The organism is Streptomyces sp. MNU89, from assembly GCF_020982505.1.
GTDB classification, from domain to species: Bacteria; Actinomycetota; Actinomycetes; order Streptomycetales; family Streptomycetaceae; genus Streptomyces; species Streptomyces xinghaiensis.
The window spans coordinates 6,755,704-6,781,385 of the sequence record NZ_JAJKLL010000001.1 but is presented as its reverse complement, the minus strand read 5'-3'; the positions used below and the strand labels follow the sequence as shown (position 1 = coordinate 6,781,385).

21 protein-coding genes, 1 pseudogene and 1 riboswitch are annotated in these 25,682 nt (G+C 74.8%); of the genes and pseudogenes, 8 read left to right on the top strand and 14 right to left on the bottom strand.

What is annotated here, in order from left to right; genetic code table 11:
* Window positions 1–22 precede the first annotated feature (22 nt).
* Together E4N63_RS29090 and E4N63_RS29085 are read right to left on the bottom strand one after the other, a co-directional pair.
* On the bottom strand, window positions 23–841 hold the full coding sequence (locus E4N63_RS29090; RefSeq protein ID WP_125624119.1) for an SDR family oxidoreductase: 819 nt from the start codon (window positions 839–841) through the stop codon (window positions 23–25).
* A 62-nt stretch (window positions 842–903) separates the two neighbouring features.
* Window positions 904–1,440, bottom strand: coding sequence for a cysteine hydrolase family protein (locus E4N63_RS29085; RefSeq protein ID WP_125624118.1), 537 nt, complete (start codon window positions 1,438–1,440; stop codon window positions 904–906).
* A 156-nt stretch (window positions 1,441–1,596) separates the two neighbouring features.
* Here E4N63_RS29085 and E4N63_RS29080 point away from each other — a divergent pair, with 156 nt between their 5' ends.
* The 4 genes from E4N63_RS29080 to E4N63_RS29065 all read left to right on the top strand — a co-directional run bounded on the left by E4N63_RS29080 (window position 1,597) and on the right by E4N63_RS29065 (window position 6,697).
* Complete coding sequence (locus E4N63_RS29080; protein ID WP_230242124.1) at window positions 1,597–2,622, top strand: PHP domain-containing protein; 1,026 nt, start codon at window positions 1,597–1,599, stop codon at window positions 2,620–2,622.
* A gap of 243 nt (window positions 2,623–2,865) precedes the next feature.
* Complete coding sequence (locus E4N63_RS29075) at window positions 2,866–3,450, top strand: 2Fe-2S iron-sulfur cluster-binding protein (protein WP_230242123.1); 585 nt, start codon at window positions 2,866–2,868, stop codon at window positions 3,448–3,450.
* Entirely contained in the window at window positions 3,447–4,487 is a 1,041-nt protein-coding gene (locus tag E4N63_RS29070) for a xanthine dehydrogenase family protein subunit M (protein ID WP_125624115.1), read from the top strand. The genes E4N63_RS29075 and E4N63_RS29070 overlap by 4 nt, the downstream gene beginning before the upstream one ends.
* On the top strand, window positions 4,484–6,697 hold the full coding sequence (locus tag E4N63_RS29065) for a xanthine dehydrogenase family protein molybdopterin-binding subunit (protein WP_230242122.1): 2,214 nt from the start codon (window positions 4,484–4,486) through the stop codon (window positions 6,695–6,697). Before E4N63_RS29070 ends, E4N63_RS29065 begins: the two co-directional genes overlap by 4 nt.
* 81 nt (window positions 6,698–6,778) lie before the next feature.
* On the opposite strand, the gene E4N63_RS29060 is transcribed toward E4N63_RS29065, so the two are convergent.
* Window positions 6,779–8,137: a transglycosylase family protein gene (locus E4N63_RS29060; protein WP_230242121.1), complete on the bottom strand. Its 1,359-nt coding sequence runs from the start codon at window positions 8,135–8,137 to the stop codon at window positions 6,779–6,781.
* A gap of 384 nt (window positions 8,138–8,521) precedes the next feature.
* Window positions 8,522–9,736, bottom strand: a complete 1,215-nt coding sequence (locus E4N63_RS29055) for a transglycosylase family protein (RefSeq protein ID WP_125624112.1) — start codon at window positions 9,734–9,736, stop codon at window positions 8,522–8,524.
* A 4-nt stretch (window positions 9,737–9,740) separates the two neighbouring features.
* A riboswitch (cyclic di-AMP (ydaO/yuaA leader) is annotated at window positions 9,741–9,959 on the bottom strand.
* A gap of 371 nt (window positions 9,960–10,330) precedes the next feature.
* Here E4N63_RS29055 and E4N63_RS29050 point away from each other — a divergent pair.
* Window positions 10,331–11,156, top strand: a pseudogene (locus E4N63_RS29050) (adenosylcobinamide amidohydrolase).
* 41 nt (window positions 11,157–11,197) lie between these two features.
* Here E4N63_RS29050 and E4N63_RS29045 read toward each other — a convergent pair.
* The 5 genes from E4N63_RS29045 to E4N63_RS29025 all read right to left on the bottom strand — a co-directional run bounded on the left by E4N63_RS29045 (window position 11,198) and on the right by E4N63_RS29025 (window position 19,278).
* Complete coding sequence (locus E4N63_RS29045; RefSeq protein ID WP_125624110.1) at window positions 11,198–12,229, bottom strand: rod shape-determining protein; 1,032 nt, start codon at window positions 12,227–12,229, stop codon at window positions 11,198–11,200.
* Between the two features lie 148 nt (window positions 12,230–12,377).
* On the bottom strand, window positions 12,378–13,826 hold the full coding sequence (gene gndA, locus E4N63_RS29040; protein ID WP_230242120.1) for an NADP-dependent phosphogluconate dehydrogenase: 1,449 nt from the start codon (window positions 13,824–13,826) through the stop codon (window positions 12,378–12,380).
* A 135-nt stretch (window positions 13,827–13,961) separates the two neighbouring features.
* On the bottom strand, window positions 13,962–16,331 hold the full coding sequence (locus E4N63_RS29035; RefSeq protein ID WP_230242118.1) for a phosphoketolase: 2,370 nt from the start codon (window positions 16,329–16,331) through the stop codon (window positions 13,962–13,964).
* Window positions 16,332–16,511: 180 nt separating this feature from the next.
* Window positions 16,512–17,558 carry a cation diffusion facilitator family transporter gene (locus E4N63_RS29030; protein WP_125624107.1) on the bottom strand — a complete coding sequence of 349 codons (1,047 nt, stop codon included), beginning with the start codon at window positions 17,556–17,558 and terminating at the stop codon, window positions 16,512–16,514.
* 172 nt (window positions 17,559–17,730) lie between these two features.
* Window positions 17,731–19,278, bottom strand: a complete 1,548-nt coding sequence (locus tag E4N63_RS29025; protein ID WP_230242117.1) for an LCP family protein — start codon at window positions 19,276–19,278, stop codon at window positions 17,731–17,733.
* 272 nt (window positions 19,279–19,550) lie between these two features.
* Here E4N63_RS29025 and E4N63_RS29020 point away from each other — a divergent pair, with 272 nt between their 5' ends.
* Both E4N63_RS29020 and E4N63_RS29015 read left to right on the top strand, forming a co-directional pair.
* Entirely contained in the window at window positions 19,551–19,928 is a 378-nt protein-coding gene (locus E4N63_RS29020; protein ID WP_125624105.1) for an ATP-binding protein, read from the top strand.
* Window positions 19,929–20,269: 341 nt separating this feature from the next.
* On the top strand, window positions 20,270–20,695 hold the full coding sequence (locus E4N63_RS29015; RefSeq protein WP_125624104.1) for an OsmC family protein: 426 nt from the start codon (window positions 20,270–20,272) through the stop codon (window positions 20,693–20,695).
* A 67-nt stretch (window positions 20,696–20,762) separates the two neighbouring features.
* Here the strand turns inward: E4N63_RS29015 and E4N63_RS29010 are convergent, their stop codons facing one another.
* Window positions 20,763–21,527 (bottom strand): M23 family metallopeptidase, encoded by a 765-nt coding sequence (locus E4N63_RS29010; RefSeq protein ID WP_125624103.1) that lies wholly within the window; start codon window positions 21,525–21,527, stop codon window positions 20,763–20,765.
* A gap of 159 nt (window positions 21,528–21,686) precedes the next feature.
* On the bottom strand, window positions 21,687–22,190 hold the full coding sequence (locus tag E4N63_RS29005) for a hypothetical protein (RefSeq protein WP_095757750.1): 504 nt from the start codon (window positions 22,188–22,190) through the stop codon (window positions 21,687–21,689).
* A 255-nt stretch (window positions 22,191–22,445) separates the two neighbouring features.
* Between E4N63_RS29005 and E4N63_RS29000 the strand changes: the two genes are divergently transcribed.
* Window positions 22,446–23,141 carry a helix-turn-helix domain-containing protein gene (locus tag E4N63_RS29000; protein WP_230242116.1) on the top strand — a complete coding sequence of 232 codons (696 nt, stop codon included), beginning with the start codon at window positions 22,446–22,448 and terminating at the stop codon, window positions 23,139–23,141.
* 34 nt (window positions 23,142–23,175) lie between these two features.
* Here the strand turns inward: E4N63_RS29000 and E4N63_RS28995 are convergent, their stop codons facing one another.
* The 3 genes from E4N63_RS28995 to E4N63_RS28985 form a co-directional block, all read right to left on the bottom strand.
* The gene (locus tag E4N63_RS28995; protein WP_125626937.1) at window positions 23,176–23,571 is read right to left on the bottom strand and encodes a VOC family protein; all 396 of its coding nucleotides are present in this window, start codon (window positions 23,569–23,571) and stop codon (window positions 23,176–23,178) included.
* 122 nt (window positions 23,572–23,693) lie between these two features.
* Window positions 23,694–24,671 (bottom strand): alpha/beta fold hydrolase, encoded by a 978-nt coding sequence (locus E4N63_RS28990; RefSeq protein WP_230242115.1) that lies wholly within the window; start codon window positions 24,669–24,671, stop codon window positions 23,694–23,696.
* Window positions 24,672–24,813: 142 nt separating this feature from the next.
* On the bottom strand, window positions 24,814–25,659 hold the full coding sequence (locus E4N63_RS28985; protein ID WP_230242114.1) for a HipA family kinase: 846 nt from the start codon (window positions 25,657–25,659) through the stop codon (window positions 24,814–24,816).
* Between the last annotated feature and the right edge of the window lie 23 nt (window positions 25,660–25,682).

Genomic DNA, 25,682 nt, shown 5'->3' with positions numbered 1-25,682 from the left:
CACCCGGCCGGCGCGGTGCGGTTCAGCCCCGGCGCCAGGCCTCGCTCTCCAGGTGCGAGCCGGCCATCGGGCCCATCCGCAGCATCCCGCCGTCCACGGCCCAGGAGGCGCCGGTGACGTAGCCGGAGTCCGGACCGGCGAGGAAGGCGATCACCGCGGCCACCTCGCGGGCGTCCCCGGGCCGGCCCAGCGGCACCCCCGGGCGGGGTTCGGTGCGCACGTCGGTGTCCTCCTGGCCGGTCATCGGGGTGGCGATCTCCCCGGGCGCCACGGAGTTGACGGTGATCCCGTGCTCGGCGAGTTCGAGCGCCATCACCTGGGTGAGCAGGCCGAGCCCGCCCTTGGCGGCGCAGTACGGGGCGGCGCCGACCCGCGGCTGGTGCTCGTGGACGCTGGTGACGTTGACGATCCGGCCGCCGCCGCCCTGGCCGATCATCCGGCGCGCGGCGCGCTGCCCGCAGAGGAACGGCCCCACCAGGTCGACGTCGAGGACCTGCCGCACCGTGGCGAGGTCGAGGTCGAGATAGGGGGTGGCGGTGCCCGTGCCGGCGTTGTTGACGAGGACGTCGATCCGCCCCAGTTCGCCGGCGAGTTCGTCGATGACGCCGGCAGCCTCCGGCAGCCGGGTCAGATCGGCCTGCCGCACGGCGGCGCGGCGGCCGAGGCCGCGCACCTCCCCGGCCGTCTCCCGCGCTCCCTCCTCGTCCTCGTGCCAGGTGATGCCGATGTCCATGCCCTGTGCGGCCAGGCGCACGGCGGTGGCGCGGCCGATCCCGGAGTCGGCGCCGGTGATCACGGCGACCGGGCGGGCGGTGTTCTGGGAACTGCTCTGCGCTGTCAAGGGAAAGACCTCCTCGGGCGGTGCCGCGGAATACGGCGGGCGAAGAAGGGCCCGGCGGCCCGTCAGAAACGGACACTCGCGGCGTCGCAGATCTCGGCCCCCATGTTGCGCTCCATCATGCGCAGCGCGGCGTCCGCGAGATCGGGGTGAATATGGGCCACCGCGTCCCGGGGAACGGCCACGGTGAGATGGCGGATGTGCGCGTCGAGCGCGGAGTACAGCACGCACTGCTCGGTGACCTGGCCGCAGAGCACGATACGGCCGATGCCGTACTGGGTGAGCAGATATTCCAGCGGTGTCTGGAAGAAGACCGAGTGCCGTGCCTTGAGGACGAAGAGCGACCGTTCGTCGGGCCGGACCGGCTCCACCAGATCGGCGTACGGACCGGAGAGGGCCGTGTCCAGGATTTCGTCGTGGTGGGAACGCCACCGGCCGAAATTGTCATTGACGTAGATGACGTCGACGTCCTCGTTCCGGGCCCGTTCGATCAGCTCCCTCATCGCGGGCAGGGTTTCCCGTACCGAGGAAATGAGCCGGTCCGCGTCCGGATGGTCGTAGGTGTTCACCATGTCGATGACCACGAGGGCCGATTTCCGCATACGCGATTCCCGATTCCTGTCGTGCGGCCGGTGCGGATCAGCGTATTCCCCGGCTCATGGCGGGCAACCGCCCGGCGCGCGAACGGGCCCCGGGTGCGCGACGGTGGACGGAGAGCGGTCGGACGCGGGAAGCCGGAAGACGGAAGGGACCACGGAATGGAACCGGTGGCGGCACTGGACCGGATCGCCTTCCTGCTGGAGCGGGCGCAGGCCCCCACCTACCGGGTGCGCGCGTTCCGCACCGCCTCGGCCGTCCTCGCGGACATGCCCGGCGAGGAAGTGGCGCGGCGGGCGGCGGGCGGTTCGCTGGAGACGGTCAGGGGCATCGGGCCCAAGACCGCGAAGGTCGTGCGGGAGGCGCTCGCCGGCGGGGTTCCCGGCTATCTGGAGCGGCTGGAGGCGGAGTCGGGCGGCCCGCTCGCCGAGGGCGGCGCGGAGCTGCGGGCGGCGCTGCGCGGCGACTGCCATCTGCACTCCGACTGGTCCGACGGGGGCAGCCCGATCGAGGACATGGCGCTCACCGCGGCCGCCCTCGGCCACGCGTGGGCGGTGCTCACGGACCACTCCCCCCGGCTGACGGTCGCCCGCGGCCTGTCCGCCGAACGGCTGCGCGAACAGCTCGGTGTGGTCGCGGAGCTGAACGAGCGGCTGGCGCCCTTCCGGCTGCTGACGGGCATCGAGTGCGACATCCTCGCCGACGGTTCGCTCGACCAGGAGCCGGAGCTGCTGGAGCGGCTGGATCTGGTGGTGGCCTCCGCCCACTCCAAACTGGCCATGGACGAGGCCGCGATGACCCGCCGGATGGTCCGCGCGGTGCGGAACCCGCTCGTCGACGTGCTCGGCCACTGCACCGGGCGGCTCCTCTCCGGCCGGGGCCGCCCGCCCTCGCGCTTCGACGCGGAGAAGGTCTTCGCCGCCTGCGCCGAGTCGGGCACCGCCGTCGAGATCAACTGCCGCCCGGAGCGGCTGGACCCGCCGCGCGCGCTGCTCCGCCGGGCGGTGGACGCCGGGGTGCTCTTCTCGATCGACACCGACGCCCACGCGCCCGGCCAGCTCGACTGGCAGCCCTACGGCTGCGCCCGGGCCCAGGAGTGCGGCGTCCCCGCCGGACGGGTCGTCAACACCTGGACGGCGGACGGGCTGCTGGAGTGGACCCGCACCCGGCGGCCACCCGGCGGGTGACGGGCGGCGGCCGCTGTTTCGGACGGGGCGTTCGCGGTTACCGACTCCCTGTCCGGGCGGGCCGGTGCGGCCGGGGTGCCGGGCTCGCGGGCCCGCCCGGTCCGGTGGTCCGTTCCCCGGCCCGTTCCGCCGATCCACCCGCCGATCCACCCGCTGCTCCATTCCGCTGATCCGTTCCCGCCCCTTTCCGTCCGACACCGTCCGCCCGGCCCCGCCCCTCCGGCCGGGCGACCGGGAGGCCCCATGACCGCACCGGCGCACACCACCCCCGTCACCCTCCACGTCAACGCGGAGCCGCGGGAACTGGTGGTCGACAACCGGGCCACCGTGCTCGACGTACTGCGCGAGGAGCTGGATCTGACGGGCACCAAGAAGGGCTGCGACCACGGGCAGTGCGGTGCCTGCACGGTCCTCGTCGGCCGCACGCGGATGAACAGCTGCCTGCTGCTGGCCGTCGCCCACGACGGGGCCCGGATCACCACCGTCGAGGGACTTGCCGGGGGGCCCGCCGGGAGCGGCCCGCTCCACCCGCTGCAGGAGGCGTTCCTCGACCGGGACGCCTACCAGTGCGGCTACTGCACCCCCGGCCAGCTCTGCTCCGCGATCGGCGCGCTCCAGGAGATGGGCGCGGGCCTGCCGAGCGCCGTGACCCCGGCGGACCATCCGTCGGGTCTGCCGGTGCCGGCGGACGACGCGGAGATCCGGGAGCGGATGAGCGGCAACCTCTGCCGCTGCGGCGCGTACGGGAACATCGTCCGCGCGGTGGGCGACGTGGCGCACACCGGAACCGCGCCCGGCGGCCGTACCGGCGAGGGCGGCGCCTGGTGAAGCCGTTCCGCTACGAACGCGCGACCGAGGCCGGAGCGGCCGTCACCGCGCTGGGCTCCTCGCCCCACGCCCGCTACCTGGGCGGCGGCACCAATCTCGTGGACCTGATGAAGCTCGGGGTGGAGCAGCCCGACCTGCTGGTGGACGTGACCGCGCTGCCGCACACCGCCATCGAACACACCTCCGCCGGCGGCCTGCTGATCGGCGCCGCCGTGCGCAACAGCGAGCTGGCCGCCGACCACGCCGTTCGCACCCGCTATCCCGTCCTGTCCCAGGCCCTGCTGGCCGGGGCGTCCGGTCAGCTGCGCAACGCGGCCACGGTCGGCGGCAATCTGCTGCAGCGCACCCGCTGCCCGTACTTCCAGGATCCCGGAAAGCCCTGCAACAAGCGGGAGCCGGGGACGGGATGTCCGGCACGCGAGGGGGTGCACCGCGAGCTGGCGGTGCTCGGCGCCTCGCCGTCCTGCGTGGCCACCCACCCCTCCGACATGGCCGTCGCCCTGGCCGCGCTGGACGCCGGGGTGCACGTGCTGACCCGGTCGGGGACGCGGACCGTCCCGGTGACCGAGCTGCACCGGCTGCCGGGCGGCAGCCCGGAGCGCGACACCGTGCTGGCCCCCGGCGATCTGATCACCCATGTGGAGCTGGGCGCCCTGCCGGAGGCGGCGGACTCGGTCTACCGCAAGGTGCGCGACCGGGCCTCGTACAGCTTCGCGCTGGTGTCGGTGGCCGCGGCCCTCCACGTGGACGGGGGGTTCGTCAGCCGGGTGCGGCTAGCGTTCGGCGGGGTCGCCGCCCGGCCGTGGCGCGCCCGGACCGCGGAGGAGCGGCTGCTGGGGGCGCCGGCCACCGCAGAGTCCTTCGCGCGGGCCGTCGACGCCGAGCTCGCCCCGGCCGAGCCGCTGCGCGACAACGCCTTCAAGGTGCCGTTGCTGCGCTCGCTGACCCTGCGCACCCTGACCGAACTGGCCGAACCGGCCGGCCGCCGGACCGGGGACGGCGGCCCGCATCCGGAGGGGCCGTGGGAGACGCCATGAGCGGAGCCAGCTACGGAGACGGGCCCGGCCCCGGGAACGGGGACGCCTCCGGCACCGGCCCCCGCCGCGGGGCGCGGCACGGGCACGGCAGCGCGCTCGGCGAGCCCGTGGTCCGGCTGGAGGGACGCGAGAAGGTCACCGGTACCGCCCGGTACGCCACCGAACACCCGGTCGAGGGCTGTGCGTACGCCTGGCCGGTGCCGGCGACCGTCGCCCGGGGCGAGGTCACGGCGGTCGACACGGCCGCCGCGCTGGCCGGTCCCGGTGTGCTGGCCGTGCTCACCCATGAGAACGCGCCCCGGCTCGGCGATCCGGGGGACGCGACCCTGCTCGTCCTCCAGTCGCCGCGGGTCGCGCACCGCGGACAGTACGTGGCGCTCGCCGTGGCCGAGACGCTGGAGGCCGCGCGGGAGGCGGCCGCCGCGGTCCGCGTGGAGTACGCGCCGGAGCCGCACGACGCGCGCTTCACCGCGGACCATCCGGGGATGTACGCGCCGGAGCGGGTCAACGGCGGCCTCCCGGCCGACCGGGTGCGCGGCGACTTCGGCATGGCGTTCGCCGCCTCCGAGATCCGGCTCGCCGCCGCGTACCGCGTACCGCCGCTGCACAACCATCCGCTGGAGCCGCACGCCGCCACCGCGCTCTGGATCGGCCCGCGGCTGCGCGTCTACGACTCCAGCCAGGGCGCGGCCCCGGTGCGCCGGGCCCTCGCCGTCCTGTTCGGGACGGACGAGAAGCTGATCACGGTCGTCTCCGAGCACGTCGGCGGCGGCTTCGGTTCCAAGGGGTCACCGCGCCCGCACGCCGTCCTGGCCGCGATGGCCGCGCGGGAGACCGGCCGCCCCGTCAAACTGGCGCTCCCCCGGAACCAGTTGGCGGCCGTCGTGGGCCACCGGCCGGCGACGGAGCACCGGGTGCGCCTCGGTGCCGACGGCATGGGGCGGATCTCGGCACTCTCGCACGAGGTGTTCACCTACAGCTCCACCCTGGAGGAGTTCACCGAGCAGGCCGCGACCCCGGGCCGCTTCATGTACGCCAGCCCGCACAGCCGTACGACGCACCGGCTCGCCCGCCTCGACGTACCCACGCCGTCGTGGATGCGCGCCCCCGGCGAGTGCCCCGGCATGTTCGCCCTGGAGTCGGCGATGGACGAACTGGCGACCGCCTGCGGGCTGGACCCCGTGGAGCTCCGGCTCCGCAACGAGACCGCGAAGGAGCCGGACTCCGGGCGCCCGTTCAGCAGCCGGATGCTCGCCGAGTGCCTGCGCGAGGGCGCGGACCGGTTCGGCTGGCGGGACCGCGATCCGCGGCCGGGCACGCGCGCCGAGGGGCGGCTGCTCATCGGCACCGGGGTCGCCGCCTCCGGCCATCCGGCGAGCGTCTCCCCCGCGGCGGCGGAGGCCCACGCGGGCGCCGGCGGCTACCGGGTGCGGATCAACGCGACGGACATCGGCACCGGGGCCCGTACGGTGCTGGCGCAGATCGCGGCCGACGCCCTGGGCGCGCCGCTGGACCGGGTGCGGATCGAGATCGGCAGCAGCGATCTGCCGCAGGCCCCGGTCGCGGGCGGCTCCTCGGGCACCGCGTCCTGGGGCTGGGCGGTGCACAAGGCCTGCCGGGAACTGCTGTACGAGCTGGCACGGCACGGCGGGACGCCTCCGGAGACCGGCCTGTCGGTGTACGCCGATACGGCGGAGGAGGTCGCGGCCCGCACGCGGGAGTACGCGCGGCGGGCCTTCGGGGCCCAGTTCGCCGAGGTGCAGGTGGACAGGGACACCGGGGAGACCCGGGTGCGGCGGCTGCTCGGCGTGTTCGCGGCCGGGCGCGTCCTCAATCCGCGCACGGCGCGCTCACAGCTCACCGGCGGGATGGTCATGGGCCTGTCGATGGGGCTGATGGAACACAGCACCCTGGACCCGGGCTTCGGTGACTTCACGGAACGGGATCTGGCGATGTACCCCGTGGCGACCTGCGCCGATGTGCCCGACATCGAGGTGCGCTGGCTGGCGGAGGAGGACAGCCGGCTCAACCCGATGGGCTCCAAGGGCATCGGGGAGATCGGCGCGGTGGGCACGGCGGCGGCGGTGGCGAACGCCGTGCACCACGCCACGGGGGTGCGGGTCCGCGCCCTGCCCGTCCTCCCGGAGAAGCTGCTGCCGGGCCTGGCCGCACGGCGGCGCGACGCGGAGGTCCGAGGCGCGGAGGGATGACTCGTCCGTAACGGCGGGCCCGTTGCGGCGGGGCGGTACAACGCCGCGGCGGGGCGGGGACGGGCCCCGCCCCGCCCCGGATCAGATCGCGACCCCGCGCCCCCGCAGATAGGCCAGCGGGTCGATGTCGGAGCCGTAGCCCGGTCCCGTACGGACCTCGAAGTGCAGGTGCGGCCCGGTGCTGTTGCCGGTGGAGCCGGAGCGGCCGAGTTGCTGCCCGGCGGGGACCTGCTGTCCGGCCCGTACGGAGAGCTGGGAGAGGTGGGCGTACTGGCTGTACCGGCCGTCGCTGTGCCGCAGGACGACCTGGTAGCCGTAGGCGCCGGCCCAGCCCGCGGAGACGACCTGGCCGGCGGCCACGGCCCGGACCGAGGTGCCGGTGGCGACGGGGAAGTCGACGCCCGTGTGGTAACCGCTGGACCAGCTGCTGCCGGAGGCGCGGTACGGGGTGCTCGGCGAGACGCCCGGGACGGGCGCGGAGAAGGCGCCGGAGCCGGAGCGGGAGCTCCGCTCCTCGCCGGAGCGCTCCTGCTTCCGCTCGGTCCTCTTCTTCTCCGGGGCGGCCTTCTTCTTCTCGGCCTTCTCGGCCTTCGCGGCCTGCTTCTCCGCCTTCTTGTCGGCCTTCTTGCCGGCCTTCTTCTCCGGGGCCGGGGCCGCCCGGCGTTCGGAGGTCTTGCGTTCCGAGGTCTCCGGGGCGCTCCCGGCACCGGACGCCTGCCCGCGCAGGGAGAGCCGCTGGCCGGGGAGGATCAGGTCCGGGTCCTCGCCGATCACCTCGCGGTTGGCCTCGTAGAGCCGCTGCCAGCCGCCGTCGACGTCGTGCCCGCGGGCGATGCCGAAGAGCGTGTCACCGCTGACCACGCGGTACGAGTCGGTGGTGCGGGAGCCGGGGGCGCGGGTGGCGGAGGCGGCCTGGGCCGGGTCCTTCGCCTTCCGTTCCGCGCGCTGCTGCTGCCGCTGCTCCGCCCCGGCCGCTCCCGCGGCCTTCTCCTTCTGCCGCGCGTCCTCGGCGCGCGGGCCGGACCGGTCCGCGGCCGGCGCGGTGTCCGGCCCGTCGCCGCCGCGGGCGAGGCCGGCCCGCGGGCCGCAGTTCGGCCATGCGCCGGGGCCCTGGCCGTCGAGGACCTTCTCGGCTATCGCGAGCTGCTGTGCCCGGGTGGCGAGGTCGGCGCGCGGCGCGTACCGGGTGCCGCCGAACGCCTCCCAGGTGCTCTGCGAGAACTGGAGGCCGCCGTAGTAGCCGTTGCCCGTGTTGATGTCCCAGTCGTTGCCGCTCTCGCACTCGGCGACCCGCTCCCAGGTGTCGGTGGAGGCGGCGCTCGCGCTCGCCGCGGCCACCAGCGGGAGGGCGATGCCCGCACCTCCGGCGGTGACGGTCAACGATGCCTGGGAGATACGGCTCGGCTGGTGCCGGCGGTGCCGTCCGCGGGTGGGGGGCATCGGCTGGGGTCCTCTCCTGCGCTGGGGCCGAAAAAGGCGGCCGCGCAAGGGAGTTCGCGGGCCGTGCCCAAGATAGGCGGGCGCATTCCGCGTCACAACCGATTCCGGGAATCTGCGGGACGATTATCGGATTTCGAAGAAGTGAATCTTGAAAAGGAGTGGCGCGGGGGAAGGCCCGTTTCCCGGTGTAACCCCAGCTGATCCGTGGTGCGCCGGCAGCGGCCGTCCGCCCGCCCGCTCTCCGCCCCGGAAGATCGAATTCCGCAGCGGCTTACCCCCCTTTTTTTGGCCACCGGCCCGCGCGCCCGGCCGGAAACGGGCGAGGTGCCCGTTCCCGCGGGGCGGGAACGGGCACCTCGGATGGTGCTGTGCGGTGCGGGGAGGTCAGATGGAGACGCCCTTGCCCCGCAGGTAGGCCAGCGGGTCCACGTCGGAGCCGTAGCCCTGACCGGTCCGGACCTCGAAGTGCAGGTGCGGGCCGGTGCTGTTGCCGGTGGAACCGGACAGGCCGAGCTGCTGGCCGCCCTGGACGGTCTGGCCGGCCGAGACGGACAGCGAGGACAGGTGGGCGTACTGGCTGAACTTGCCGTCGGCGTGCCGGACGACGACCTCGTTGCCGTAGGAGCCGCCCCAGCCCGCGGAGACGACCGTGCCGGAGCCGATCGACTTCACCGGGGTGCCGGAGGCGACGGAGAAGTCGACGCCGGTGTGGTAACCGCTGGACCAGCTGCCGCCCGAGGCCCGGTACGGGGTGCTCGGGGAGGCGGCGACCGGGGCGCTGAAGCCCGCGGCGTTGGCCTGGGCCTGCTGGACGGCCGGCTTCTCGGCGGCCTTGGCCGGGGCCTTGGCCTCGGACTTCTGGGCCTTCGGCGCGGCCTTGGGGGCCTCCGCCTTCGGAGCGGCCTGCTCGCCGTCCAGCGAGTACTTCTGACCCGGGAAGATCAGGTTCGGGTTACCGCCTATGACCTCGCGGTTCCCCTCGTAGATGCTCTCCCAGCCACCCTCGACGCCCTTGGCCTCGGCGATCTTGGCAAGGGTGTCACCGCTGACGACGGTGTACGAAGAGGCCTTCGCGGTGCCGGCGTCCGACGGAGACGGCTGGGCGGCCTTCTTCTCGGCCTTCGGCGCGGCCTTGGGGGCCTCCGCCTCGGGAGCCTCGGCCTTGGGGGCGTCCGCGGCCCGGCCCTGCTGCTTGGCACCGGTGTCGACGGCGGGGGCCTCGCCACCGCGGGTGAGACCGGCCTTGACGGAGCAGACCGGCCAGGCGCCCGGGCCCTGGCCCGCGAGCACCTTCTCGGCGATCGCGATCTGCTGGTCCTTGGTGGCGAGGTCCGCGCGCGGCGCGAACTCGGTACCACCGAAGGCGGCCCAGGTGCTCTGCGTGAACTGCAGGCCACCGTAGAAGCCGTTGCCCGTGTTGATGCTCCAGTTACCGGTGCTCTCGCACTCGGCGACCTTGTCCCAGGTCCCGACCGAAGCGGCGCTGGCGCCGGAGGCGCCGACGAGGGGGAGAACGAGGCCCGCGCCACCGGTGGTGACGGCGAGCGTGGCGATGGAAAGACGGCTGATGCGAGTACGGCGATGACGTCCGCGAGACATAGGGGTATTTCCTCTCCTACGCCTACGAGGTGAGCTGTCGGGTTCGGGCTGGAGTTGCCCGGACGCATTCGCACGGCCGGCTCGGCCGTCCTGCGCGTCTTCACCCCGAGCCGCACCGTGTGGTGTGTCACACGGTCCGGCGACTTACCTTTGGGTCCCCCGCTCCTGCCGTGGTGCGTCGTGGTTTCCCTCCTCCGGCGGCAGGATTCGGCGTTCCGGAGGAAGAATGCCCGCCAAGCTTTCGGCGGAGCAGCGGCAAACGTAAGCGCTCGGTTTTCACCAAGGCAAGGAGAAGTCGGGCAGCCCGGTGTTTACCAGCGGTATTTGCGGAGATGACGTGACGCGGTGCACACAACCCTCAGCAAAGAGCGACGAAAATCCTCGCCGTTCGCCGCCCGGAAACAGCAGAGGGTTACATCCTCGACGAAACAGCGGCATGCGAATGCATTGCGTCACCTTTCCCCTCCGCATTCTGTGAAGCGCGTCACCGGTGGATGTTTTGTCCGTTTTGAGGGGGTCTTGGGTGGGAGTGGGGCGGCGGCCCGGGTCGCGGCCGGGCCGCCCGCCCCCTTCCCGCGGCCGGCGTCTACGATCATGGCCACCGGGCGCCGGGCCACTCCCCGGCCGCCTCCCGGACCCGGCCGACGGAGGACTGCCGCCGTGACCACCACCCCTGCCCGCGCCGCGGCCGCGCCCGTACCGGTCCTGCTGCGGGCCGAGCGGCTCGCCCGCACCGAGGACGGAGCCTGCCGCCACGCCCTGCTGTGGCGCGCCGGGCCGGGCTGGCGGATGGCCAGCAGCGCCGTCCTGGGCGGCGGCCTCGGTGAACGCGGCTGGGTGCTCAACGCCCAGGTGCGCCCCGGCTACACCCGTACCGATCCCGCCCGCCATCTGGCCGGGCTGGCCCGGGACGCCGGGCTGGCCGGGCCCGGTGTGGGGCTGATGACGGCAGCCGAGGTGGACGCGTGCACCCGCGCCGCCGACGGCGGTGTGGAGGCGCTGGTGACCACCGGCATCGGTGTCTGCGGCTGGGCCGCCTCCCCGGCCCGGGTTCCCCGGCACCCCGCCGCCGGGGACGGTCAACATCGTCGTCGCCGTACCGGCCCCGCTCGGCGACGCCGCACTCGTCAACGCCGTCGCCACGGCGACCGAGGCCAAGGTCCAGGCCCTGCTCGACGCGGGCTTCGACTGCTCCGGCACCCCCTCGGACGCGGTGTGCGTCGCGGCCCGCGCCGCCCGGCCCGGCGAGGAGCCGGAAGCCTTCGGCGGGCCGCGGTCCCTCTGGGGCGCGCGGCTGGCACGGGCGGTCCACACCGCCGTACGGGAGGGCGCCCGGCGGGAGCGGGAGCACACGGCGGCGGGCCCGGGCGGGCCGGCGCCGCACCCCCGCACCCTGCCGGGCTGCCGCGCGGAGGTCTGAACTCCCGCCGGCGCGGGGGCCGGTGGCGGCCGCGGTGCCCGTCACAGCGGGGCCAGCATCTGCCGGCGGGCGGCCGGGTCGACCTCGTCGATCCAGCGCGCGGTCCCGTCGAGTACGGAGGAGCGCGGCGCCCCGGCGAGATGGACGGTCATGCCGATGGCCCGCCCCAGCCGGTCCGGGAGGCCGTCGAAGAGCGCCCCGCCGCCCGTGACCACCAGCCCGCGCTCCACGATGTCGTCCGCGACGCCGCCGGGGCAGTTGCCGATGGCGGTGACGACCAGCCGGGCGATGCGCCGGATCTCCGGCTCGATGATGTCCCGCAGCTCCCCCGCCGCGACCGAGACGGTCTTGGGCAGATCGGTGACGCGGTCCCGGCCCCGGACCGGCAGCCGGGTGCCGGGCGCGGTCTCCGCCACCCGGCCGAGACCGGTCTTGACGGCCTCCGCCGCGCTCGTGCTCAGCGCCAGGGTGTGCTCCCGCTGGAGGTGGGTGACCAGGGCGGAGGTCACGGCGTCGCCCGCGACCGGCGAGGACTCGGCGGAGACCAGAGTGCCGAAGGCGAAGGCGCAGATCTCCGTGGTCCCGGCGCCGATGTCGACGATCATGGTGCCGCCGGAGTCCCAGAGCGGCAGCCCGGCGCCCAGGGCCGCGAGCATCCCCTTGGGCAGCAGCCGCACCCACCGGGCACCGGCCTGGAGCAGCACCTCCTCGGCGGCGATCCGCTGCACCTCGGTGGCGGAGGCGGGGACGCCCGTCACGACCCCCGGCGGCAGCAGACCGCGCCGGGAGGGGCCGCCGCCGCCCAGCGCGTGCCGGAGCAGCAGGGCGGCGGCGTCGAAGTCCGTGACGACGCCGCGGCTGAGCGGCACCACCGCCTCGATGTCCGGCGGGGTGCGGCCGAGGATCCGGCCCGCCTGGTCGCCGACGGCGACCACCTGCCGGGACCCGGTGGTCACCGCGATGACGGACGCGCCGTCGTAGCGGTGGCCCCCGCGCGGCCCGCGGACGCGGATGCGGGAGGTGCCGAGGTCCACCGCTACGGGGGGTCCGCCGGAGGTGCGGGACCAGCGCATGGGGAGTCCTTTCCGGACGGCTGCTCTCCGGATCAGACTCGCGCGGGCGGGGCCGCCGGCGGGCGAGGCGCTCCCCTCACTCCCTCGAAAGTGTGATGATCGGCCCGCAGGGGCCGCCCGCACGGCCCCGTCGCGGGCCCTCCCGGCGTCAGCCGGCGACTTCGGAGCGGTCGCCGCCCCAGAGCGTGTGGAAGCTGCCCTCGCGGTCCACGCGCCGGTAGGTGTGCGCCCCGAAGTAGTCGCGCTGGCCCTGGGTGAGCGCGGCCGGCAGCCGCTCGGCGCGGAGCGCGTCGTAGTAGGCGAGGGCGGCGGAGAAGCCGGGCGTCGGCACCCCGTGCGCCACGGCCGTGCCGACCACCGTGCGCCAGTCCCGCTGCGCCGCGCCGATCTCCCCCGCGAACTCACTGTCGGCCAGGAGCGTGGGCAGCTTGGGGTCGGTGTCGAAGGCGGCGCGGATGCGGTCGAGGAACGCGGCCCGGATGATGCAGCCGCCGCGCCAGATCGCGGCCACCGCCCCCGGGTCGATCGTCCAGCCGTACTCGCCGGCGGCCGCGTCGATCATGTTCCAGCCCTGGGCGTAGGAGACGACCTTCGAGGCGTAGAGCGCCTGCTCCACCTGGTCCGCGAAGTGCCGGGCGTCCTCCGCCCCGAGCGTCGCGCGCTGCGGGCCCGGCAGGCCCCCGGCGGCCTGCCGCAGCCCCGCGTGGCCGGAGACGGAGCGGGCGAAGACCGCCTCGGCGATGCCGGACACCGGGACACCCAGATCGAGCGCCGTCTGCACCGTCCAGCGGCCGGTGCCCTTCTGGCCGGCGCTGTCGGCGACGACGTCCACGAACGGCCGGCCGGTCGCGGCGTCGGTGTGGGCCAGGACCTCGGCGGTGATCTCGATGAGATACGAGTCGAGGCGGCCGGTGTTCCAGGTGCGGAAGATCTCGGCGATCTCGGCGGGCCGGTAGCCGGCCACCTGGCGCAGCAGGTCGTAGGCCTCGCCGATGAGCTGCATGTCGGCGTACTCGATGCCGTTGTGCACCATCTTGACGAAGTGCCCGGCGCCGTCCGCCCCGATGTGGGTGCAGCAGGGCGTGCCGTCGGAGGCCTTGGCGGCGATGTCCTCCAGCAGCGGGCCGAGGGCGGCGTAGGCCTCGGGCGAGCCGCCGGGCATGATGCTGGGCCCGTTGAGCGCGCCCTCCTCCCCGCCGGAGATCCCGGTGCCGACGAAGTGGAGGCCGCGCTCGCGCAGCGCGGCCTCCCGGCGGCGGGTGTCCTCGAAGTGCGCGTTGCCGCCGTCGATGATCATGTCGCCGGCTTCGAGCAGCGGGGCGAACTCGTCGATCACCGCGTCGGTGGACATGCCCGCCTTCACCATGATCACCACGCGGCGGGGCCGCTCCAGCGAGGCGACGAAGGCGGCCGGGTCGTCGGACGGGAGGAAGGTGCCCTCGTGGCCGAACTCCTCGACCAGGGCCCGGGTACGGGTCGCGGTGCGGTTGTGCAGCGCCACGGTGTGGCCGTGCCGGGCGAGATTGCGGGCCAGATTGCGGCCCATCACCGCCAGCCCGGTGACCCCGATCTGCGCCTTCGTCCCGGTGTCTGCCATATCTCAAGACTCCCTCGATGGCGGGGTTGCCCCGCGTCTGTGCGTCTGCTGCGGTCGCCGCGCTTCCGGCGGCCCGCCGTACCTCCGCGGCCCGGCCCGCCCGCGCGGCCACCCGCCCCGCGGGCGACCGGGCCGCTAAGCCCAGGTCCACTCGCGGATCTCGGGCATGTCCTGGCCGTGCTCCCGGATGTACGAACGGTGTTCGTTGCGCTTGTCCTTCATCAGCTGGCGGACCCCGATCGCCCGGAGTGCCAGCCCGGGCACCCGGTCGATGACGTCCATCACCAGCCGGTAGCGGTCCATGTCGTTCAGCACGACCATGTCGAACGGTGTTGTGGTGGTGCCCTGCTCCTTGTAGCCCCGGACGTGGATGTTGGCGTGGCCGTTCCGCCGGTAGGTGAGCCGGTGGATCAGCCACGGATAGCCGTGGTAGGCGAAGATGACGGGCTTGTCGGCGGTGAATACGGCGTCGAACCCGTGATCGTTCAGCCCGCTGGGATGTTCCGTGTGGGGCAGCAGCCGCATCAGGTCCACGACATTGACCACCCGGACGGCCAGATCGGGCAGATGCGCACGGAGCAGCGAAGCCGCGGCCATGACCTCCTGGGTGGGCACGTCGCCCGCGGCGGCGAGGACCACGTCCGGCTCCCGGCCGGTGTCGCTGCCGGCCCAGCCCCAGACGCTGACGCCGCGCTCCACGTGGTTGACGGCGTCGTCGAGGGAGAGCCAGTCGAAGCAGGGCTGCTTCCCGGCCGCGACGATGTTGATCAGGTCGCGGCTGTCGAGGGTCTTCCCGGCGACGGCCAGCAGGGTGTTGGCGTCCGGCGGCAGATAGACCCGGATGGTCTGCGGGTCCTTGTTGACCATGTGGTCGATGAAGCCGGGGTCCTGGTGCGAGAAGCCGTTGTGGTCCTGCCGCCAGACGTGCGAGGTGAGCAGGTAGTTCAGGGAGGAGAGCGGCATCCGCCAGGGCAGTTGGCGGGAGACCTTCAGCCACTTGGCGTGCTGGTTCGCCATGGACGTCACGATGTGGATGAACGCCTCGTACGAGGAGAACAGTCCGTGCCGCCCGGTCAGGAGATAGCCCTCCAGCCAGCCCTGGCAGTTGTGCTCGGAGAGCATCTCCAGCACCCGGCCGTCGCGGGAGAGGTGCTCGTCGGTGGACAGGATCTCGTCCTGCCAGCCCTTGCCGGTCGCGTCGTAGACGTCCTGGAGGCGGTTGGAGGCGGTCTCGTCCGGGCCGAACAGCCGGAAGTCGCGGCTCTTCTCCGTCCGCCGCATCAGGTCGCGCAGCAGCCCGCCGAGGATCCGGGTGGGCTCGTGCAGGGTGGCGCCCGGCTCGGAGACCTTGACCGCGTAGTCCCGGATGGCCGGCACCGGCAGGCGGCGCAGCAGGCGGCCGCCGTTGGTGTGCGGGTTGGAGCCGAGCCGCCGGTCCCCCGCGGGGACGTGGGCCAGCACTTCGGGGATCGGCCGGCCCTGCTCGTCGAAGAGCTCCTCCGGCCGGTAGGAGCGCATCCACTCCTCCAGCTGCCGCAGATGCCCGGGGTTCTCCCGCAGACCCGACAGCGGCACCTGGTGGGCGCGCCAGGTGCCCTCCACCGGCTTGCCGTCGACGGTGGCCGGGCCCGTCCAGCCCTTGGGCGTCCGCAGGACGATCATGGGCCAGCGGGGACGCCCGGACCCCCCGTCCTCGCGGGCCGCCCGCTGGTGCTCGGCGATCCGGTCCAGGCAGTGGTCGAGGGCGGCGGCCATGGCGTGGTGCACGGCGGCCGGGTCGTCACCCTCGACGTACACCGGTTCGTGGCCGTAGCCGCGGAGCAGCTGGTCCAGCTCCTCGTGCGGGAGGCGGGAGAGGACCGCCGGGTTGGCGATCTTGTACCCGTTGAGGTGGAGGATCGGCAGGACGGCGCCGTCGTGCACCGGGTCGAGGAACTTGTTGCCGTGCCAGCCGGTGGCCAGCGGGCCCGTCTCGGCCTCCCCGTCGCCGACGATCGCGGCGACGACCAGCCCCGGGTTGTCGAACGCGGCGCCGTAGGCGTGGCTCAGCGCGTACCCCAGTTCGCCGCCCTCGTGGATGGAGCCCGGGGTCTCCGGGGCGACGTGGCTCGGCACCCCGCCGGGGAAGGAGAACTGCCGGAACAGCCGGGTCATGCCCTCGGCGTCCCGGGAGACGTCCGGGTAGACGTCGGAGTAGCTGCCGTCCAGCCAGCAGCAGGCGAGGGTCGCCGGGCCGCCGTGCCCGGGGCCGGTGACGTGGATGGCGTCCAGGTCCCGGGCCCTGATCACCCGGTTGAGGTGGGCGTAGATCAGGTTGAGGCCGGGTGTGGTGCCCCAGTGCCCCAGCAGCCGCGGCTTGATGTGCTCCACGGAGAGCGGCTCGGCCGGCAGCGGGTTGGCGAGCAGGTAGATCTGGCCCACGGCCAGATAGTTCGCGGCCCGCCAGTAGCGGTCCAGCGTGGCGAGGTCGTCGTCGGACAGATGTGCTGCCTGAGCCGTGGCCATACTGTTCGCCTCTCGAATCAGCCGTGTGCGGTCAGCGGTGCGTGGCCGGTGGTACGGGGCCGGTGGTACGGGGCAGGCCGTGCGGACGGGCCGGGTCGCGGCCGCGCCGCGCGCCCGGCTCGGCGGGTGTCCCGCCGCACCACCCCATACTCCCCCGATCCGCCGCGAAGTCACCGGAGATCAGCCGGAGTTCTCCGCCACGGCCGCCACCGTCGCGTCGAGTTCCCGCCGTTCCCGGCGGGCCCGCCGGCGGTCCTCCGCGGTGGCCTCGGTGATGTCCAGGAAGATCTGGTCGACCAGGGGCCAGGCGCTCTCCATCGCATTCTTGATCCGCTCGGACACCTCCTCGACCTCCTCGCTGTCGAGCCCGCCGATCAGGTCCACGCGCCCCGCGACGAGCGTGGAGTCCATGCCCAGCCGCATGGTGAGCAGCACGGTGACGGTGTCGATCTCCGGCTGCTCGTCGAGGAAGGTGTGGATCTCCTGCCGCAGGGCCGGATCGAGCGCCACACCGATGAGCTGGTCCCGGTTCTCCCGGCCGAGCCGGTAGGCGACGTAGACCAGCAGGACGCCGATCAGCATCGAGGCCCACGCCTCGTACAGGATGTCTCCGGTGGCCATGTGGAGACCCATCCCGGCCGCGGCCAGCAGCACGCCGAGGCACGCCGTGCCGTCCTCGGCGAGGACCGTGCGCAGCGCGGGGTCGGTGCCGGCGCGCAGCTGGCCGATCATGCCGCGCTGATTGCGGCGGGCGTGGCCGCGGAGCTGGTGGACCGCCTTGAGCAGGGAGGTTCCCTCGGCGAGCAGGGCGATGCCGAGCACGACGAGCCCGGCCACATAGCCGTCGAGGCTCTCCGAGGAGCCGGAGCCCATGGCGCTGACGCCCTGGTAGAAGGAGAAGCAGCCGCCCATCACGAAGATGCCGACGGCCGCGAGCAGGGACCAGAAGAAGCGCTCCTTGCCGTAGCCGAAGGGGTGTTCCGCGTCGGGCTTCTTACGGCTGCGCCGCAGGGAGGCCAGCAGGAAGACCTCGTTCATGCTGTCGGCCACCGAGTGCGCCGCCTCCGACAGCAGGGCGGGTGAACCGGCGAACAGTCCGCCCAGCGCCTTGGCCAGCGCGATGACGAGGTTCGCGGCAAGTGCCACGAGGACGGTCATCCGCGTCCTCTTGTCCTCTCTGCGCCGCTTGTCGGCCAGCTTCCGGCGCTTGTCCCGATGGGTGCTCATGGATGGGCCACTCTCCCCGTTCCTCGACTGGCCGGTCGCCTACCCTGCGTGGCGTCCATCACGCGCGGTGACCGCAGCGCCGTGATCACGGACGGGCGGGCCCGGACGCGGAGGGCGCACAGGGGGCGCGGTGCGCGGGGGCGCTACCCGCCGGGCGGGGTCTCGCGGCAGCTCAGCTCGTCCCCGGTGACGGGGCCCCTTCGACACCGCTCCGGTCGTGGACGACCGGGACCACCCGGCCGGCGATCGGGCCGACGGTCACCCGGAAGACCCGGCCGAGCCCCTCGGTCTCCCGCACCCGGGCGTTCGGCAGTGCGGCGGACAGGGTCGGGGCGGCGCGCCGCAGCCTCGGGTCGTGGGCGATCTCGGTAGGCCCCGCCGGCGCGGGGCCGCCGCCGGACCCGGCCGTGACCCCGACGACGGTGAAGCCGTTCGCCCGCAACTTCATGGCCAGCCGCGCGGCGCTGCCCGGCTCGGCCCCGGGCCCCTCGGCCACACTGACCCGCAGCTTGCGGGGGGCGACGGCGACGGGGACCGGGCGGATCTCGCCGGGCCGGGTCTCCGGGACGATCGGCCGGTCGGCGCGGACGGCCGCGAAGAGGGCCTCCGCGCGGGGCTCGTCCCAGACGAGGGTGGAGCCCCAGCCGGGGACCCGGTGGTCGAAATCCCTGATGGGAACGGTGGCGAACTCGGCGGCGGAGCTCGGCAGCTTCCGCAGCGCCCGGCCGAGGCCGGCCAGCTTCGGCAGGGTCAGGCCCTCGTCGGTGCGTACGGAGCGGAGCAGGGCCCGCGCGCTGCGGGAGAGCCCGTCCCCGCCGGAGGCCGTCCGGTCGCCGGAGAAGAGGTTCTCCATCAGCGAGACGAGGAAGCGCTGCTGCCGCCGGACCCGGCCGAGGTCGCCGGGGGGATCCAGCCGGCGGGCGCGGACGTACTTCAGCGCGCCCGTGCCGTCGACGTGGTGGGTGCCGGGCGGGAGGTCGAGGCCGGACTTGTCGTCCTTGAGGGGCTTGTCGGTGCAGACCTCACCGCCGCCGAGCCGGTCGACCGTGCGGACGAAGCCGGTGAAGTCCGTCTCCAGGTAGTGGTCGATCCGGATACCGGTCGCATGTTCGACCGCGGCCACGGTGAGGGCGGGGCCGCCGTGCTTGTGCGCCGCGTTGATCTTGCCCCAGTGGCGCACCGGCCCGGTGGCGGCCCCGGCGGACGCGGCCCCGGCGGCTTCCGGCCGGGACGGTTCCGGCCCGGCGGTCCCGGGCCCGGGCGGGGCCGCGGCGCCGGAGGCCCCCGCGGGAGTGCTCGCGCCCGGTGTCCGGGTGGCGGGAGGCTCGGTGTGCGGGGGGAACTCGGCGTAGGAGTCCCGCGGGATGCTGATGACGCCGACCCGGCGCCGGTCCGCCGAGACGTGCAGCAGCATCATCACGTCCGTGCAGTCGCAGCCCTCGCCGCCGACGAACAGCCGCCGTTTCTCCGCGCGCGAGAGCCCGGTGCGCCCGTCCAGGCCCACCAGCAGGAAGGTCGTGCCCGGTGCCGGCCGCGGCCGGCCGGTCAGCCCCTCGAACGGCGAGACGCGGGCTCCGCCGGCCTCCGGACCGGGCCGCGCCGGGGGCTCCGGGGCCTCGGAGGACCGGGCGCAGCCACCGGCCAGCAGGGCCGCGCAGAGGGCGACGGCCACCCGTGACCGGGCTCTCCGGGTGCGTACGGGGAGGACTGGACGGAACATGGGGAGACCTCCGCGATACGGTGACCTCCGCAGGCTAGGCACGGCGCGCGGGGAGGTGCGCGGTGCGCACGCCGCGCCCGGCAGGCGGTCACCCGGAAGGCGGAACGCGTTTCCGCGACGACGCGTCTTCCTCGGTGACAGGGCGGGCACGGGTGTCCGGATCGCCTCGTGTTCTCACGGCATCCACGCATCCGCTGCCCGATCACGTCCCATGATTGCGCGGCCGCTGGGCAAGAGGGGTGTAATGAACGGTAAGGAGGAGGTGCAGCCGCATGGTCGTGGTGGAGTCCAGCCGGGCGAGCACCGCTGACGCCCGGCACGCGGCCGCGGAGTTCGTCTCCTCCGCGTGTCCGGGGGTGGACGCCGACGCGGTCGTGCTGGTCGTATCCGAACTGGTGGCGAACGCGGCCCGGCACACCTCGGGATGGTGGCGGCTGCGGATCGGCGCCCGCAACGACGCGCTGATCATCGATGTGGAGGACCGCAGCGAGGTCCCCCCGGCCATCCGTCCGACCTCGGATCTCACGGGCGGCGGCGGGCTCGGCCTGATCATGGTCCAGCGGCTCTCCGGCGAACTCGAGGTCCTTCCGCGCCCCGGCGGCAAGACGGTCCGCGCCCGCTTCCCCCTCCATGCCAAGGCCCCGGCCTGAGCCCTTCGCCGCGGTTTCGTTTCTCCCCGCCCCGCCCCGGTCACCGCCGGTGAGGCCGTCACCGTCCGCACACGCGGGCGCACCGCCGCGCCACGGGCGCGCCGGCGGCCGGCGCTTCCCCGGCCGGCCTCTCGTCCGCCCGGCGCGGACCCCTCCGCCCTTCCGGTCCGGCTCCCCCTCGGGCACCGCGGACGGATCGGCCCGCTCTGTCCCGTAACGGCGGGGATGTCGCACACCGGTTCCGGCAACAGGCGGCCGGCGCACGGCGCGTCGCGGCCGGAGCGGCCGTACGGGGGCGGACCATCGGCAGGACGCCACCCGCACCACAGGAGGGAACCATCGTGGCCACCACACGCACCGCGCACACGGTCTGGGAAGGCAATCTGCTCGAGGGCCGGGGCACCGTCACCCTCGATTCCTCGGGATCCGGGGAGTACGCGGTCTCGTGGCCGTCCCGCGCCGAGGAGCCCGACGGCCGGACGAGCCCGGAGGAGCTGATCGCCGCGGCGCATTCGAGCTGCTTCTCGATGGCCCTCTCCAACGGCCTGTCGAAGGCCGGGACCCCGCCGACCCGGCTGACGACCCGGGCCGAGGTCACCTTCCAGCCGGGCACGGGCATCACCGGGATCCATCTGACGGTGTCGGGCGAGGTTCCCGGGATGGACGAGGAGGCGTTCACCGCGGCGGCCGAGGACGCCAAGGTGAACTGCCCGGTGAGCCAGGCCCTGACCGGGACGACGATCACTCTCGCCGCCTCGCTGGACTGACCCGGCCCCGGCGCCCGGGCGCCGCCGCCCGGCCCGCGGGCGGCGGCGCGTCCCAGGGGGACGGGCGTCAGAGCCGGACGCCCTTGGAGGCGAGATACGACCGCGGGTTGATGTCGGACCCGTACTCCGTGCTCTGCCGCACCTCGAAGTGGAGGTGCGGGCCGCTCGACCGGCCGGTGTTGCCGGAGAGGCCGAGGAGTTCCCCCGGGCCCACCCTCTGCCCCGGGGCCGCGTCGATCCGGGAGAGGTGGGCGAAGAGCAGGTACTGGCCGCCCTCGGTCCGCATGGTCACCAGGTGGCCGTAAGCCCCGCCCCAGCCGGCCGTCACGACCTCGCCCGGACCGGGCGAACGCACCGGGGTGCCCACGGGGACGGCGAAGTCGACGCCCGTGTGGCGGCCGGCGAGCCAGCCGCCGGGGATGCCGTAGGCGGCGGACACCTCGGCGTCGGCCACGGGACGCGTCCAGCCGTCCGCGGCGCCGGTTCCGGAGGCCGACCGGGAGTCGCGGCGGTCCGGGGCGCCCGCGCCGTCCGCGTCCTCCCGCGCTCCACCGGCGCCGGCGCCGACGGCGGTGTCCGGTGGCTCGCCGCGTTCCCACGGGCTGCCGCCCCGCGGGCCCGGGCTGCCGTGGGTGCGGGCCCGGTCGTCGCGCTCGGCCAGGTACCGGTGGCTGATGTCCATACCCGCGCCCCAGGTCGGGCTGGCGGTGAGCAGCACTCCCGCTATCCCGGCGGCACCCCCGCGCAGCAGCCGGGGCATCACGCGGGGCCTGCGGCCCTCGACGGCGCCGTCGGCGGATCGGTTCCCGCCGGATGTGCGTACCGCGGTCATGGACGTTCCTCTCCCACCGGTCTCCTGCTGTCCGGTGTCGTGGACGGACGGGAAAAGGCGGACGGAGATGGGGCGGGTTGGTGGTACGTCCCGCGGCGGGCGGGGACGTACCGGAGGGACCCGCCGGCGGGTCACGGCCCGCGCCGGCGCACCACGGCCTCAGCCCGTGTCGTCGCGGCGGCGGCGCAACGCCAGCACGGAGCCGCCCGCGGCCAGTGCCACCAGCCCGGTGCCGGCCGCGGCCGTGCCGGCGTTCATGCCGCCGGAGCCGCCGCCCTCACCTGCCTGCGATCCGCGCCAGGCACGATGGCCCACCGTGAAGTGGCCCACCACCGCGTCTCCGCTGCTCCGGCAGTGCGCCCGCACCCAGTAGGTGCGGCCGGGCTTGGCGTCGTCCTTGACCCTGGCGGCGCCGACGAAGGTGCGGTGGCTCTGCCGGTGGAGGGTGACCTCCCGGGCCAGCCCGAAGGACTTCGCGGTCATCCGGCGGTCCTCGCAGCCGCTCTTCACACTGATGACCACATGGGCCCCCGCCTTCGGCATGTGCGGGCTGATCCTCATCCGGGAGTCCGGGTGTCCGCCGGCCTGCGACGCCGTGGCGGCACCCCCCAGGGCTATCGCGGTCAGAGCCGTCGTGGCGAGAACGCGGGAGACGATGCGCATGTGAGTGCTCCTTCCGGCGGGGAGGCGGACCCGCGTCCGCTCGGGCTCCGCGCCGTCGGCACCATGCAAGCCCGACGGGCCGTCAACCGCGCGCGGCGGAACGGCGTCCACCGTCCCGCCAATGGAGCAGCCCCGGGTCCCGCGTCTGCCGCATCGGTGCAGGTGACGGGGGGTGCCCGGTCGGGTGCGGCGCGTCGTGGCGCGTCGCCGCCGAGCGGGTGACGGACTCCGCCGTCCGCGTGCGACCCTGGCCCGGTGTACGAGGAGAGACGTTCCGCGCGCGTGCCCGCCGTCGTCTGGTCCCGCACGGCGGGGGTCCGGCAGCAGCGGGTGCTGCCCGACGGCTGCACCGATCTGATCTGGGACGGCGCGGAACTGTTCGTCGCCGGGCCCGACACCCGGGCGCATCAGCCGGCCGCCCCGCCCGGCACCCGCTACACCGCCCTGCGGTTTCCGCCCGGCACCGGACCGGCCGTCTTCGGCGTACCCGCCCACGAGTTGAGGGACCGGCGGCTCCCGCTGGCCGCGCTCCGCCCGGAGGCGGAGGTACGGCGGCTGGCCGAACGCGTGGCCGGGGCGGCCGATCCGGCGGAGGTGCTGGAGCGGGCCGCGGCCGAGGCACTGCGCGCCGCGGGCCCGGCCGATCCGCGCCGGACGGCGATCGTCGCCGGGCTGCGCGCGGGACTGCCCGTGGCGGAGGTCGCCGAGCGGGCGGGGCTCGGCGTACGAGGTCTGCACCGGCTCTCCCTGGCCGCGTTCGGCTACGGGCCGAAGACGCTGGCGCGGATCCTGCGGATGAACCGGGCGCTGGACCTGGCCCGGGCGGGCCGCCCCCTCGCGGAGACGGCGGCCCTCGCGGGCTACTGCGACCAGGCCCATCTCACCCGCGAGGTGCGGGCGTTGGCGGGTCTGCCGCCGGCGCTGCTCCTGGCCCCGCCGCCCTCCGGCTGACGGGTGCGCGCCGCCCGGCCGGGGCCCGGCCGGTTCAGCCCGTGGCCGGGAGCGGGGCGAAGAGGTCGACGGCGTTGCCGTCCGGGTCGGTGAGGATCGCGTAGCGCTGGCCCCAGGCGGCGTCCCAGGGCGCGCGGCCGCCGTGGCCGGTGGCGGCGAACGCGGCGTACACCGCGTCGACGTCCTCCGGGGAGTCGCAGGCGAAGGCCGGGGTGATCGCGTGGCCGCCGCTCGGGGGCGTCCAGTCCGGGTCGAAGGACCGGACGCTCTCGGCGGTGTCCCAGAGCAGCCGCAGACCGCCGGGCAGCGCCGCTTCCACGTGCGGGCCGCCGGCGTCCCCGGGGACGTCCAGGCCGAGCCGGCGGTAGAAGGCGAGGGAGGCGGACAGGTCGGCCGTGACCAGGCCCACGGCGTCGAATCGAGGTGTCATGGGGGCACCGTAGGCACCGGTCCCCGCCCGGGTCTTGTACGGATCGGACACCGCGCGGCGGCATGCGCGCGGCGGGGTGCGCGCGGCGCTCCGGACCCCCGGAACCCCGGAACTCCGGCCGCTCAGGGGGCCAGTCCGCGGTCGGCGAGCCAGCGCAGTTGCTCCTCCGTCTGGGAGGCGCCGCCGCCGGAGTGGTCGGCGAAGTGCCACACCCGCATCTCCCGGTCGCCCTTGTACGCGTTGTGGGCGGCGTAGACGGTGGAGGGCGGGCAGACCGGGTCCATCAGACCGACGCTGAACAGCGCGGGCGCGCCGGCCCGGGGAGCGAAGTGGACGCCGTCGAAGTAGTCGAGGGTGGTGAAGACGCGCTCGGGGTCGACGCGCTTGTGCCGGCCGAGGTACTCGGCCAGCTCCGGGTACGGGCCGAAGGCCGCGAGTTCCGCGCCCCGCCGGTAGTGGCAGAGGAACGGGACGTCCACGAGGGCGGCGGCGACCGTGTCCCCGGCGAGGGCCGCCGCGGCCAGCGCCAGCCCGCCGCCCTGGCTGGCCCCGGCGACGACGACACGGTCGAGGTCCACGGCGGGGTGCTCGCGGATGACGTCGACGGCGCGGACGCAGTCCGTCATCAGCCGCCGGTAGTAGTGGTGTCCGGGGTCGTCGATACCGCGTGTCATGTAGCCGCCGACGTACTGGGTGCCGGGCACGGGGTCGGGGTCGGGGGTGTCGTGGCCCTGGCCGCGGCTGTCCACGACGAGGTGGGCGTAGCCGGCGGCGCTGTACACCAGGTGTTCGAGGGGCCGCCCGCGGCCGCCGCCGTACCCGAGGTACTGGACGACGGCGGGCAGCGGCTCCCGGGCCCCGTGCGGCAGCAGAAGCCAGGCGGCGACCGGCTGGCCGCCCCAGCCGGGGAACCGTACGTCGAAGACCTCCACGGTGCCGAGCAGCGGCTCCTCCACGGGCCGGTACTCCGCCGTGCCGCCGCCCGCCGCGCCGCGTGCCGCGGCGACGGTGCCGGCCCAGAAGGCGTCGAAGTCCGCGGGCTCGGGTGTCCCGGCGCGGTAGGTGCGCAGCTGGTCCAGCGGCAGATCGGTCAGCGGCATGGGTCCCCTCCTCCGGCGCGCCCGTGCCGGGGCGCGTCCTGCTCGGCCGTGTCCGGGGAGCCGTGATCGTTCCGCGCGCCCCGCTCTCAGAGCCCTGCCCCGTCGGGCGGGGTGGATGCCCCGGCGGGGTCCGCGGATGCGCTCAGCCCGGGATGTGCCGGAGCCAGGCGGGGCGGCCGGCGCGGGTGGCGGCGGCGCGGTCGGCCTCGGCGCGGCGCAGCTCTTCGGGGGTGGCGAAGCCTCCGGGGAGCCACTCCGCGGAGCGGGCGGCGCGGGCCGCGAGATGCGTCACATAGGCCTCGCGCAGCTCCGCGGGCGAGGCGAAGCCGGGCTCGTCCGCCAGCCATGCGTCGGGGACGAGAGCGGCCACCTCGCGCAGCAGGTCCGCGGTGACCAGGGGCCCCAGCTCCGCGCGGGCCGCGGCGATGTCGGGGGCGTACGGGCCGAGCGCGTGGCCCGTGAGGGGATAGCTCTTGGCGACGTGGGCGGGGGCCCGGTCCCAGCGGTGGTGGAAGACCAGGGCCGCGCCGTGGTCGATGAGCCACAGCCGGCCGTGCCAGACCATCAGGTTCGGGCTGTTCCAGGCCCGGTCGACGTTGCCGGTGAGCGCGTCGAACCAGATGATCCGCCCCGCCTCGGCCGGGCCGGGGACGAGCTCGGCCGGGGTCCAGTCGCGGGCGCCGGGCAGCAGGCCCATGCCGAGATTGAGCCCGGCGCTGGACCGCAGCAGGTCCTGGATCTCCCGGTCGGGCTCCCCGGCGGCGACGGCCGGATCGAAACGGACCCGCACGAGCCGCGGCACCGGCAGGCCCAGGCGGCGGCCGAGTTCACCGACGAGCACTTCGGCGACCAGCGCCTTGCGCCCCTGGGCGGCGCCGGTGAACTTGACGACGTAGGTGCCCAGGTCGTCGGCCTCGACGACGCCGGGGACGGAGCCGCCGGTGCGGAGCGGCATGACATACCGGAGCGCAGTCACCTCGTCCAGCACCGCCGCTCCCCTCCCCCGTGCCA

Coding starts and splice junctions, on each gene's coding strand:
- E4N63_RS29085 (WP_125624118.1), bottom strand. CDS start 1,440: ATGCGGAAATCGGCCCTCGTGGTCATCGACATGGTGAACACCTACGAC.
- E4N63_RS29080 (WP_230242124.1), top strand. CDS start 1,597: ATGGAACCGGTGGCGGCACTGGACCGGATCGCCTTCCTGCTGGAGCGG.
- E4N63_RS29075 (WP_230242123.1), top strand. CDS start 2,866: ATGACCGCACCGGCGCACACCACCCCCGTCACCCTCCACGTCAACGCG.
- E4N63_RS29065 (WP_230242122.1), top strand. CDS start 4,484: ATGAGCGGAGCCAGCTACGGAGACGGGCCCGGCCCCGGGAACGGGGAC.
- E4N63_RS29060 (WP_230242121.1), bottom strand. CDS start 8,137: ATGCCCCCCACCCGCGGACGGCACCGCCGGCACCAGCCGAGCCGTATC.
- E4N63_RS29055 (WP_125624112.1), bottom strand. CDS start 9,736: ATGTCTCGCGGACGTCATCGCCGTACTCGCATCAGCCGTCTTTCCATC.
- E4N63_RS29045 (WP_125624110.1), bottom strand. CDS start 12,229: ATGCGCTGGTCCCGCACCTCCGGCGGACCCCCCGTAGCGGTGGACCTC.
- gndA (WP_230242120.1), bottom strand. CDS start 13,826: ATGGCAGACACCGGGACGAAGGCGCAGATCGGGGTCACCGGGCTGGCG.
- E4N63_RS29035 (WP_230242118.1), bottom strand. CDS start 16,331: ATGGCCACGGCTCAGGCAGCACATCTGTCCGACGACGACCTCGCCACG.
- E4N63_RS29030 (WP_125624107.1), bottom strand. CDS start 17,558: ATGAGCACCCATCGGGACAAGCGCCGGAAGCTGGCCGACAAGCGGCGC.
- E4N63_RS29025 (WP_230242117.1), bottom strand. CDS start 19,278: ATGTTCCGTCCAGTCCTCCCCGTACGCACCCGGAGAGCCCGGTCACGG.
- E4N63_RS29020 (WP_125624105.1), top strand. CDS start 19,551: ATGGTCGTGGTGGAGTCCAGCCGGGCGAGCACCGCTGACGCCCGGCAC.
- E4N63_RS29010 (WP_125624103.1), bottom strand. CDS start 21,527: ATGACCGCGGTACGCACATCCGGCGGGAACCGATCCGCCGACGGCGCC.
- E4N63_RS29005 (WP_095757750.1), bottom strand. CDS start 22,190: ATGCGCATCGTCTCCCGCGTTCTCGCCACGACGGCTCTGACCGCGATA.
- E4N63_RS28995 (WP_125626937.1), bottom strand. CDS start 23,571: ATGACACCTCGATTCGACGCCGTGGGCCTGGTCACGGCCGACCTGTCC.
- E4N63_RS28990 (WP_230242115.1), bottom strand. CDS start 24,671: ATGCCGCTGACCGATCTGCCGCTGGACCAGCTGCGCACCTACCGCGCC.